Raw genomic sequence first — 11,655 nt, 5'->3', positions numbered from 1 at the left:
TTTTCGAATCATGTCGTAACGACATCATCGTCATTACTGACAGAAAAAATCTTTGCAGTTGTTTCGCATAAAGTCAAGATAAAGCTGCATTTGCGAAATACACACAAAGAAAACGTTTCACATTACGCGCAGGTGGCAGACAAGCGAAAAACAGCTTCTCATTCGTCACTTTCAGGCCGGGCAGTTTCCTGATCTTCCATCTCCTGAGTCAACGCCTGTATCTTTGGCATAAGTTCCATCATCTTCATTTGAGAAATCTGCATGGATCGTTTCATCAGCTCCGGCTGCTTTTCAATGAATTTCCTGCCGACATGGCTCTTGTAGAAAGCGACAAGCCCCCTGAGCTCTTCTTCCGTAAAGGTCTCGGCATAGATTGTAATGTAATCATCCTTCAGATTATCCCAACTGACTTCCTTCATAATAAGATCCGTCATTTTCTGCGCTGCTTCTTTGTCCTCATCCGAGGTTGCTTCCTCAGAGACACCCATCGCTTTCATCTGGGCGGGAATCATCTCCTTCACCATCTCGAACGATTTCTCTATGGTCTCCTGCATTTCCATTGCATCGAGTAGTTCCTCTGCCAGAGCACGGTTTTGTGTCTCATTTGCATTGGCCACTGTCAGCCACGCAAAAACAAAGACTATTGTCACTGCTACTATTCTTCTCATCCTGTCGCCTCCTTCGGTTTTGTAGTCACCTTTTTCATTACCCCTGCACAACAACAAATATTCAGTCCGCATGGTTCTCTGCCTGGACTGTCATTATTCGTGTTTTAACTTTTATTTATTTTCATTCCCTTTCAAACTCGCGATTCTCAATTCAGCGGCAGTGTATCCTGCCTGGAAAACACAGTCAAAGACATTTATCACACTGGGCCGGAAACAGACAAGGCATTCTTTCTGAGCGGGAAATATTTGAATTGCTCCCGGCCATTAAAAACCACTTGTAACCTTCCCCATCCCCTGCTTATGCTCTTAATGTCCTCTTGAATTGGAGTCATTGAACCTGGAAATACTCATGTTGCATTCAAAAGACAGGAAGGTATTAGATGCTGGATCTTAAGATCGGGAAAGCGACAGAGATCGAAGCCAGCGAAGTGAAGATGGAAGGCGTCGAGAATGTATCGATCCGCTGGCTGATCTCGAAGGCTGACGGCGCCCCGAATTTCGCGATGAGACTGTTCGAGGTCGGCCCGGGAGGACACACTCCCCTCCACTCGCACGAATGGGAACATGAGGTCTATATAGTGTCCGGCGAGGGCATCCTGACATTCGAGGGTGAAGAAAAACCGTTCATTGGAGGTGATTTTATCTTCGTACCCGGAGGCAATATGCATCGGTTCTCGAACACCGGAGAATCACCTGCGAGATTTCTTTGTCTGGTACCAAACTCGTCGTACGATTGATGTTTGGATTGACTTCGAACAATTCTGGAAGTAACTTTAACCATAGAGGGTTCTGTCCAGGGAAATATCCGCAGACGATGGGAGCATTCATGAAAAAGACTTTTCTGTTCATCTCGGTCCTGGTTGCCATTTTCTTCGCAAACAGCATTCAGGCGGGGCCATCGGTCTACAAGAAGAAGAAGTATTTCGGTCCCATTCCTATTAGCAACATCAATTTCAGTTTCGGGTTCATCGACGGACCAGACGACGAGTATCTGACTGATCACCTGAGCTTCTGGGCCCAGCTTCAGGGTGGAAAGGATTTCTTCGAAGGAATATCCACATCGCCGTACGCCTCGATAGGGTATGAGAGAATGGTCACTCCCTTCCATTTCTTCAGGGGCAATATATCGTTCTGTTACCTGAATAATTCGAGTGTCGGCTATTTCATCCAGGAGATTCCCGACGCGGACAATATCCCTCTAGATATCGAGAGAGAACTGAAAATCTACTATTTCTCCATCGATCTGGGTTTCGCCTACTACCTGATCGAACCGAAAGTAAGCGCCCTGGCGCCGTATATCGCCGGTGGCTTCTCCGGCGTGATCCCGATGGTGAAGCTTGAGACCAGCGCCGTCACCGGTCTGGGAGCCAGCTACGACCTGCCCGATGAAAACCTCGACCAGACCACATTCCAGTCGGGGATCCATATCGAATTCGGCATGCGGTACCTTTTGACCAACAAGCTGGCTGCAGGTATGGAGGGTAAGTACCAGATGTCCCAGAGCAAATTCGATATCCATAACGCTAATTTCGACATCGATTATTCGGGTCTTTCGCTTGCGATGAACTTCTATTACTACTTCTGATGAATGATGACTGATGAACGTTTCGATGTAGTTGTCATCGGTGGCGGTCCTGGTGGTACCCGGACCGCTTCTGGTGTTTCCCGCCTGGGTCTTTCCACGCTGATACTCGAAAAAAGAGAGAGGATCGGATACCCGGTCCGCTGCGCCGAAGCGATAGGCCCGGCTGAGGGAATAGCCCGCTATATAGATGTGAAGGAACCATTCGTCACCAGCGTCGTGAACGGCCTGACCATCGTCTCACCTGACGGAAAAAGATACCAGAAAGAGATGAAGGGTATAGGTTACATCGTCGACCGTGAACTCCTCGACCTCCATATCGCTGAGGCCGCATGTTCGAATGGAGCCGTACTAAGAACTGGACATCAGGCGACCGGTCTAATTCGCGAAGATGGGAAAGTCGTCGGCGTAAATGTCCTCGAGTTATCCACCCGCAGAAAATACCGTGTGCAAAGCAAGATCACAGTCGGATCGGACGGGGTCGAATCTCTTTCGCCCAGATGGGCGGGGCTGAAAGGCCCTACCCGGGTCGACGAGATCTTCTCCTGCGCCCAGTACCTGGTCGAATGCGTGGATCTTCCGGATAAATATGTGGAATTCCATCTTTCGTCGACCTTCGCACCCGGAGGATACGGGTGGGTGTTTCCCAAGGGGAACGGCAGCGCCAACATCGGTGTGGGAATCAACCCCGAGCTGGCCTCAGGCCTCACCGCCAGGGACTACCTCGAAAAGTTCATGGACCGCGTCTGCCCGGAAGGCGATAGAAAACGTTTCGTGTGTGGCGGAACGCTTTTGTCCGATTCTCTTCCCTCCCTTGCGGTGGACGGATTTATCGCCGTCGGAGAGGCAGCGAATCAGAACAACCCGTTCACCGGCGGTGGCATCCTGAACGCGATAATGGCTGGTGACATGGCGGCAACCACTATATGCAGATGCTTCGAAAAGGGAGACTTCAGTTCCAGTGGACTTTCGACCTACACGAAAGAGTGGAAACGGAATGAAGGCAGAATGAACAAGAGATTCTATCTTGCTGGAAAGGTCTTCTATAGTCTCGACGACAGAACGATGGACAAGGTACTTTCTGCCCTCAACACCAGAGAGGGCCTTATCACGAGAAAAGGACTGGGCAGCGCCAAACTGATCGGAGTGCTGCTCAGATCGTCACCATCCCTGCTTGGCAAGACCTTGATGAAAGCCTTGTCGGCGAGAAAAAGATCCAGGAAGACCTTTTCAGGATTGAATACATAGTCTTTGGATTGAAAATATTGATCGAAAGAGTTATAATTGACATGTCAGAACGAGATGTTGAAAAAAATATTGACCTGATTTGCATTGACGACAGCAAGTGCATCGTCTGTGGAGCCTGTGTTGCCGTCTGCCCGACTGAAGCGCTCATTATCGAGGGGCTGACCTTGAAGTCGGTTCCCGAGCGATGCCGCCCCTGCGGGCAGGCGGCGCTTGTCTGTCCAACAGGGGCGTTGCGCTGTCCACAAAAAGGGGAGAAATCGAAGAATGGATGATATCCGGATCAGGCACCTCGTAGTAGGGCCACTCGGTACAAACTGTTTCATCGTATCCTGCACAAAAAGCTCGGAAGCCATAATCATCGACCCGGGGGGAGACTCGCCCTCGATTATCAGCGCTGTAAAGGAAGACGGCCTGAGGCCGGTCATGATAGTGCTTACTCATGGACACAGTGATCACATGGCATCAGCGGCCGGGTTGACGCGTGAATTCGACATCGGGATCGCCATGCATGGAGACGATATCGAGACGATGAAAAAATCTGTGGAAGACTCACCTCACTGGGGCCTCGGCGATGTGGAATACCCGGAAGTAAAGACCCTTCTTTCCGCCGGTGACACGATACGATTCGGAGAAGTCGAAGCAGAGGTCCGGCACACTCCCGGACACACTCTCGGAGGAATAAGCCTGGTCCTGGGTGATGCCGTTTTTGCAGGCGACACACTGTTTGCCGGATCGATCGGCAGGACCGACTTCTTCGGCGGCGACATGGAGACACTCGTGGCCTCGGTCAGAAGCGAACTGTTCACTCTCCCTGACGACACCGCCGTCTTCTGCGGTCATGGCCCTGCCACGACCATCGGTGAGGAAAAGGTCCGAAACCCATACCTCAACGGCACATTCTGAAAACAGGGAAACCAGGCGAAACACCTCGCGGAGAATCCCGGTAAATCTGTTATTTTACAAGAGATTTGGACTTCTTCTTGCATAATAGTCAGTCTGATGTAAAATGGTTACCGTCCATACAGGGTACCAATCGAATGATAATAAAAATTTGCAGGAGGTCCTCTTGGATATCAGGGAACAGATAAAAAGTTTTGTCATCGAAAACTTCCTTTTCGGATCCGACGACGCAACTATTGGCGACGATGACTCCTTTCTTGAATCGGGTATAATCGATTCGACAGGAGTACTGGAAGTCGTTGGTTTCATTGAAGATGAATTTGATATCGAAGTGTTGGACGAGGAACTCGTCCCCGACAATTTTGATTCACTCAACAAGCTCATAGCCTACGTAACGAAGAAACAGGGCTGAATCAGCCGACCCATTTTGCCCAGGCAGGTATCATGCTCCTTCAGGAATTTCTGGAAAACAGCGCATCGCGTCATCCTGACAGGGAGGCTCTCGTCTCCGGTGACCGAAGGCTGAGTTTCGGAGAGATCGATAATATGGCGAACCAGCTAGCGCATACCCTCCGTGATTCAGGAGTCGGGTATGGAGACAGGGTAGCCATACTGATCGATAATTCTCCCGAGACCGTTATCGCGCTTTGGGCGGTCCTGAAGGCGGATGCCGTTTTCCTTATCATCAATCCGACGACGAAATCGGACAAGATACGATACATACTGGGCAATTGCCGGGCAGCCGCCCTGATCACTCACCAGTCACGCTGGAGACAGGCGGCGGAAGCCGCTGCGGAAGCAGAATCACTGAAAACCGTTATCTGTGCTGGAGATAAGGCCGGGGAACTGAAGGAATCATCGCCGGACACCCTTACTTTCCTGACGCTGGACGAAGCACTGAACGACGCGCCCGGAACAAGGCCCGAACGAAAAGCTATCGATATCGATCTTGCCGCTCTGATCTACACATCCGGATCGACCGGAAATCCCAAAGGCGTCATGCTGACCCATCTCAACATGGTCGCGGCATCGACCTCTGTATCTACATATCTTGAGAACACGGAGAACGACCGGATAATAAACGTCCTCCCCCTTTCCTTCGACTATGGATTATACCAGGTGATAATGGCCGCTCAGTTCAGCGGGACGGTGATACTCGAGCGTTCGTTCACCTATCCATATCAGACTATCAAACTCATCCACGAGGAAAAAGCAACCGGCTTTCCTATTGTACCGACGATGTCAGCCATCCTGCTCCAGATGAAAGAGCTGGCCAAAGAAGATTTCAGCAATCTTCGCTACATTACGAATACAGCGGCGGCGCTGCCCGTCAGCCACATAAATGGACTGAGAGATGTCTTCCCTTCGACAAAGATATACTCGATGTACGGGCTTACAGAATGCAAGAGGGTATCATACCTTCACCCGGACCAGATCGACATACGCCCCGAATCGGTGGGCAAAGGCATGCCGAACGAGCAGGTCTATCTGGTCGATGAAAATGATGACCTCATCACCCGCCCCGACGTGACCGGCGAACTCGTCGTAAGAGGAGCCAACGTGATGAAGGGATACTGGGAACTGCCCGAAGAGACTGCCCGCAGGCTCAGGCCCGGCATACATCCGTGGGAAAAGTCCCTGTATACAGGTGACCTTTTCAGGATGGACAAGGAAGGGTATCTCTATTTTGTCTCGCGCAGGGACGATATCATAAAAAGCAGGGGCGAAAAGGTCAGCCCGAGGGAAGTGGAAAACGCGCTCTACGCCATTGAAGATGTGGTAGAGGCTGCTGTCACCGGAGTTCCCGACGATATCCTGGGAGAAGCCGTAAAGGCCTTCGTCGTCCTCAAAGATGGATCTGAACTCAGCGAGAAGGCGATCATCGCCCACTGCTCGCGCAATCTTGAAGATTTCATGGTACCAAAGATAATAGAGCTGAGAGAATCGCTTCCCAGGACAACGACCGGAAAAATAACTACAAAGAATCTCTGATGGAAGGAAAGCAGGAATGGAATTCAACCGGAACGTACTTGATTTCGATGTAGAAAGTATCACTGAACAACTTGTCGATTTCATACGCGACCAGGTACAGAACAATTTTCACAAAAAAGGGATAATAATAGGCCTCAGCGGTGGAATCGACTCGGCGGTCTGTGCCGCCCTGGCTGTTAAGGCACTGGGTAAGGACCGTGTTTTCGGCGTTCTGCTTCCAGAACGGGACTCAAGCCCGGTCAGCAGGGAGTATGGCCGAAAATGTGCCGAGTCACTCGATATCCGGTATCACGAGGTAGAGATATCCCCAATGCTCGATGTCTTCGGGGTCTACGCCAAGCGTGATTCTGTCGTAGAAAAATATTTCCCCGAGTACGACGGCGATCAGAAATTCCGCCTCACTCTCCCGCAGGACCTCCTGGACAGGGACAGGATCAGCACCTACCATCTCGAGGTAGAGATCGCTGAAGGAAAAATCGAATCGAAAAGACTGGCTCACAAGGATTACCTGAAAATGATGGCTGCAAACGATATAAAGCAGCGCGTCAGGATGACACAGCTATACTACGAAGCTGAAAAACGGCACTACATCGTATGCGGAACGACCAATCTACCCGAGACCATCCAGGGTTTCTTCGTCAAGTTTGGAGACGGAGGGGTCGATATCGAGCCACTTACCGATCTTTACAAAGCACAGGTATTCGCACTCGGCAGGCATCTCGGTGTGCCGCAGGAAGTACTCGACAGGACTCCCAGCCCGGACACCTACTCGCTGCCGGTGAGCGACAAGGATTTCTACTTCTGCATGCCGTACGAGACTCTGGACCTGGTGATGTACGCGATGTTTAACGAAGTCCCTATAGAAAAAACAGCCGAGGTGATCGGCATGACCGTAGAACAGGTCGACAGGGCCTGGAAAGATCTGGAGAGAAAGAAAAAAGCGACGGCGACCCTGAGGCAGCTGCCTCCCGCGCCCGAACTGAAATTATGAGGAAGGCTGTAATGAAAAGATGTACGAAATGCGTTCTCCCCGAAACATACCCGGGGATACAATTCGATGAAGACGGCGTATGTAATTTCTGCAGGATGTTCAGAGGTGTGGAACGTCTGAAAAAATCGATGGCAAAATACAAAGGCCGCTTCGAGAAGCTTCTGGCAGAAAAAAACCGGACTGGTGGATACGATGCCATTATGGCGTTCAGCGGCGGCAAGGATTCGACGTACACGATGGCTGTACTGAAAAACGAGTACGACCTTTCGATCCTCGCCATGACGCTGGACAACGGGTTTATCTCTCCGCAGTCACTTGAGAATATCCGCAATGTCGTAGAGGGCCTCAACGTGGACCATGTCCTGTACAAGCCCAGGCTCGACACTTTAAGTAAGCTCTTCCTGCATTGCGCCGACGAGGACATCTATTCGCGCAAGGGACTGGAAAGAGCCAGCTCGATCTGCACGACATGCATGGGGATAGTCAAGTTTGTCGCCCTTCGTCTTGCGATCGAGGGAAACATCCCATTCATCTTCTATGGCTGGTCACCGGGACAAGCCCCGGTGGAAGCCTCGATCTTCAAAAACAATCCTGACATGATCCGTTCGATGCAGGAACAGTTCACCGACCCCATGTCCAAAGTAGTGGGCGAAGGCGTGTCGAACTACTTCCTCACAGAGGATCATTTCTCCACACCTGAACGTTTCCCGACCAACGTGAGTCCCCTGGCCTTTCTTGAATACGATGAAAAGGCCATCATCGAGCAGATCAAGGATCTCGGCTGGAAAAAACCGGACGACACAGATCCAAACTCGACCAACTGCCTGCTCAACGCGGTAGGTATCGATGTACACAAGGAGCGACTGGGCTTCCACCCCTACGCCTTCGAACTGGCCGGACTTGTCAGGGGAGGCTACATGAAGAGGCAGGAAGCCATCGAGAGGCTCGAGGAAGCATCCGATGAGTCTGTCGTCAAGATGGTGAGAGACAGACTGGAAAAATCCGCGGACAGCGACTGAGGCCTGCTGACCGGACTTGAGGTCGACTAGCGGAGATTTCGTGTGGATTCTCTGGCTGGCAGCATAAGTCGTACTGCCATCAACCAGGTGTTATCCAGGCCATACATTTGTCTATGATGATATCCTGCCATTCGCGCAATGTGTACATGTGGTTGGCTTGAGCTATCTCTTCGACAGTCACTGCGTCTATTCCCGCCTGGAACTCTTCCGGCATCGCGTCGACAAATTCGCTGTTGAACTCATACTTGAAATTGTCATGTTCGCCGAAGATGAAATACACGCGTCCACCCCGGCCCGTGATACGGTTGTAAGCGTCGAGAAATCCTTTGTTGAACTGCAGGTCTCCCGCACCGGGAACAGTGACACTGAGCCCGCCCCTGACTTCCTTTTTCGCAGCCACGCAGGAACCAGATGCCGGAGTCCCTCCGCTGCCCACTGGCTTGGGAGTGTTCCCGGTCTTTCTGCCGACTCCCGACAGTTTCTTCATCATACCGCCCAGGGCGACTTTCAACGATTTGCCGATCTTGTCAGTCTCACTTTTACCTGTGATGAAACGGTACCATGCGACGGGGTTGAAGATCTTCCGCAGATAAAGTCCCAGGTAGAACTTCGCGAATCCCTCGCTCATCCTGACCTCGCCGTAATCGAGACTCGGCAACATGACCGGCACACTGAGAAGAATAGATTCGTCGATATCTTCATAGATGCTGTGGGAGAGGATATTGGTTATCGCTCCGCCACAGACTCCGAAAAGAGCAATTTTTTCAACAGAGGCCTTTTCCTTCAAGTACGATGCCGCAGCATGAACGTCACCGGCGAACAGTCCGGCGCAGATCTCTCTGAACAGGACTCTCTGCTCCTGGTTCTCGATCAGTCCGCCCGACCTGCCCATCCCATGAGTGTCGCAGCAAATGGCCGGATAACCGGCCCTGGCCAGTCTCCTCGCCGCTCTCGTATTGAACCTGAAAGCGCCGTTCATGCCTATCAGTCCACCGTGGGTGAAAACAAAGCCCTCATTCCGCGGGCCGTTCTCCGGCACGTAAGTCACTCCACACAATTGGTGACCGTCCGGCGAGATGACCGTGACCGCCTCCTCCCGAACACCATCGATGACACATGACGGTGCCTCGGTGATCGATGGAACTCCCTTGCTGGCCCCGGGAACAATATCCCCGACAGATCCAAGAAGACCTTCCATGACACTGAAAAATCTCGGTGTATCGGAAGTAAATATCCTGTTATTTATCCAGAAAGCGTTGTCTTCCGCTATAAAAACGTCTTCGCAGTCGGCACCGGCAGACCTCCAGGTCTCGGCAAGCGGGTCGACTGAGGCTTCGGACGATGCCTGATTTTCCGGTATCGTTATCACTGCCGCTTTTGAAATATTGCCGGGAAGAGCTTCAGGGAAAGCAGCATCGGATACCTCTTCGAAGAATTTATTCGATATGAGATATCCATCGATATTGTTCATATGGTATCCGGATCTGACGCAGTCGCCGCCGGAGAGAAGTTCCTCGATGATCTTATCCCTGGTCATGACGACCTTTTTAAAGATCGCGTATTGCCCCGCCACATTGGCCCTGAGGGCCTTCATAAACTGTTTTTTCCATTTCCTGACCGGGTTTACCAGGAATATGCTGTCGATATCCTCTCTCCTGGACGCCACTTCGCATGCTGGAAGAGCTCCCCATCTCAACCCGAGCAGCGATACTGTGTCCACACCCTTTCCCCTTAGCAGGTCACAGGCCGCTCCGATATCCTCATATATCGAGGTCAGAGTCACATCGTCGCTGTCTCCCCCGCTATTGCCGTACCCGTAATAATCAAAGGTCAGTACCGTCCATCCAGCACAGGAAAGACGCCTCGCAAGATTGGAATGGACCCTCTCGCACCAGAACTTCTCTTCGAAGAGCGAATCGCAGATCACCAGCCCCCTGCTCCCGGCTGGCGGAGTGCCCCCACCAGGCGCATACAACCGCCCGTATAGAGGCCTGTCTTCAGTTCTGAAAAAGAATGATCGTTCTTCAGGCATATCCTGTCTTTTCCCGTTGATCCTCAAAAACCCGATTTACTCTTGAACCATCCAATCTGCAAAAAGAATACCAGATGAGTCCCTTTCGGTAGATTTCAACATACCCGGAAATAAATATCAATTGCGATTGAGGCGCGAATAAAATAAACTGACTGACCGATGAGGAACAAATCTGTCATACCGGTCCTGGCAACGGTGTTCGCGGCATTCGCGATCACACTGCTTCTGGTCTCCGCTAAAGCCGCGCTGGTGGTGTTCGCCGGGGGGATAGTGGGAACCATTGTATTCTTCTATCCATACCAGGGACTCCTTATCTATCTGACGATGACATACCTGCGTCCCCAGGAATTCGTTCCGGCGCTGAGGGAACAACCACTGATGCTCGCTCTCGCGTTCGTGCTCCTCGGCACTCTCATACTGCACGCCGCAATAGAGAAACGGCCGATGAGAGTGGTCAACAACAGACAGAGCATCTTCATGTTGGTCTTCTTCCTGCTTATACCACTGAGTCACCTTCAGCGTTTCTACCTGACAGGCGCGCAGGAATCGTTCAGCGACTTTCTGCCCGTGTTTCTCCTCTTTTTCATGATCGTCAACCTGATTGTCGATCCGAATCAACTCAAACAGACATTTTACCTGCTCTTTTTCATGACCCTGGCACTTTCACTGAACGGGATCCTGCAGTATGTCAGAGGATATGATATCGCGGGACAGACGATGTATGAGGGAAGGATCAGGTGGATCGGGATCTTCTCAGACCCGAACGATCTCGGGTTGACCATACTCGCCTTTACACCTTTCGCCATGCTTAAATCACTGAATAAAAAGATAGGGATACTGAAGAGGATCCTCTGGATCCTGTCCCTCGCCATATTGATCTACGCTCTGTATCTGACAAATTCCAGGGGTACCTTCCTCGGGCTTCTGGCCGTATCAACGATGCTGCTCTGCAAAAGGATAGGGCTGGTGAAAGGCCTGATCACAGGTGCTATCTTCAGCGCTGCGGCGCTGGCACTGGGTCCTAGCAGGATGTCCGACATGTCGATCGACGAGGCCTCGGCGAGCGGCCGTATCGACGCCTGGGCGACGGGGCTGAACCTTCTTTTCTGGCGACCCATCCTTGGAGTGGGGTTTCATAATTTCACAGAGCACCATCACCTGACCGCGCACAACTCGGTGGTCCTCTGCATGTCGGAACTCGGCCTGGCAGGGCTATATATATG

Annotated in this window: 12 protein-coding genes; 10 read left to right on the top strand and 2 right to left on the bottom strand. The window is 51.5% G+C overall.

The window, feature by feature from the left end; genetic code table 11:
• Window positions 1–158: 158 nt before the first annotated feature.
• On the bottom strand, window positions 159–668 hold the full coding sequence (locus tag KOO63_05080; protein ID MBU8921174.1) for a DUF2059 domain-containing protein: 510 nt from the start codon (window positions 666–668) through the stop codon (window positions 159–161).
• 380 nt (window positions 669–1,048) lie between these two features.
• Between KOO63_05080 and KOO63_05075 the strand changes: the two genes are divergently transcribed.
• The 9 genes from KOO63_05075 to KOO63_05035 all read left to right on the top strand — a co-directional run bounded on the left by KOO63_05075 (window position 1,049) and on the right by KOO63_05035 (window position 8,400).
• A complete protein-coding gene (locus tag KOO63_05075) occupies window positions 1,049–1,405 on the top strand; it encodes a cupin domain-containing protein (GenBank protein ID MBU8921173.1) in 357 nt (118 codons plus the stop codon).
• A gap of 89 nt (window positions 1,406–1,494) precedes the next feature.
• Window positions 1,495–2,253 carry a hypothetical protein gene (locus KOO63_05070; GenBank protein ID MBU8921172.1) on the top strand — a complete coding sequence of 253 codons (759 nt, stop codon included), beginning with the start codon at window positions 1,495–1,497 and terminating at the stop codon, window positions 2,251–2,253.
• 3 nt (window positions 2,254–2,256) lie between these two features.
• Window positions 2,257–3,498 carry an NAD(P)/FAD-dependent oxidoreductase gene (locus tag KOO63_05065; protein MBU8921171.1) on the top strand — a complete coding sequence of 414 codons (1,242 nt, stop codon included), beginning with the start codon at window positions 2,257–2,259 and terminating at the stop codon, window positions 3,496–3,498.
• Window positions 3,499–3,539: 41 nt separating this feature from the next.
• On the top strand, window positions 3,540–3,770 hold the full coding sequence (locus tag KOO63_05060) for a 4Fe-4S binding protein (GenBank protein ID MBU8921170.1): 231 nt from the start codon (window positions 3,540–3,542) through the stop codon (window positions 3,768–3,770).
• A complete protein-coding gene (locus tag KOO63_05055) occupies window positions 3,763–4,401 on the top strand; it encodes an MBL fold metallo-hydrolase (GenBank protein MBU8921169.1) in 639 nt (212 codons plus the stop codon). Before KOO63_05060 ends, KOO63_05055 begins: the two co-directional genes overlap by 8 nt.
• A 163-nt stretch (window positions 4,402–4,564) precedes the next feature.
• Complete coding sequence (locus KOO63_05050; GenBank protein MBU8921168.1) at window positions 4,565–4,810, top strand: acyl carrier protein; 246 nt, start codon at window positions 4,565–4,567, stop codon at window positions 4,808–4,810.
• A gap of 32 nt (window positions 4,811–4,842) precedes the next feature.
• Window positions 4,843–6,390, top strand: a complete 1,548-nt coding sequence (locus tag KOO63_05045; GenBank protein MBU8921167.1) for an AMP-binding protein — start codon at window positions 4,843–4,845, stop codon at window positions 6,388–6,390.
• A 16-nt stretch (window positions 6,391–6,406) separates the two neighbouring features.
• Entirely contained in the window at window positions 6,407–7,381 is a 975-nt protein-coding gene (nadE, locus tag KOO63_05040) for an NAD(+) synthase (GenBank protein ID MBU8921166.1), read from the top strand.
• 11 nt (window positions 7,382–7,392) lie between these two features.
• On the top strand, window positions 7,393–8,400 hold the full coding sequence (locus tag KOO63_05035) for a 7-cyano-7-deazaguanine synthase (GenBank protein ID MBU8921165.1): 1,008 nt from the start codon (window positions 7,393–7,395) through the stop codon (window positions 8,398–8,400).
• Between the two features lie 79 nt (window positions 8,401–8,479).
• Here KOO63_05035 and KOO63_05030 read toward each other — a convergent pair whose 3' ends face one another.
• Window positions 8,480–10,432 (bottom strand): alpha/beta hydrolase, encoded by a 1,953-nt coding sequence (locus KOO63_05030; GenBank protein ID MBU8921164.1) that lies wholly within the window; start codon window positions 10,430–10,432, stop codon window positions 8,480–8,482.
• A 159-nt stretch (window positions 10,433–10,591) separates the two neighbouring features.
• Here KOO63_05030 and KOO63_05025 point away from each other — a divergent pair.
• The coding region (locus KOO63_05025; protein MBU8921163.1) for a hypothetical protein at window positions 10,592–11,655 on the top strand (1,064 nt) is incomplete at its 3' end.

The sequence above is a fragment of the Candidatus Latescibacterota bacterium genome (assembly GCA_019038625.1).
GTDB lineage: Bacteria > Krumholzibacteriota > Krumholzibacteriia > Krumholzibacteriales > Krumholzibacteriaceae > JAGLYV01.
The sequence above is the reverse complement of the archived record's forward strand: the minus strand, read 5'-3'. Positions and strand labels throughout refer to the sequence as shown.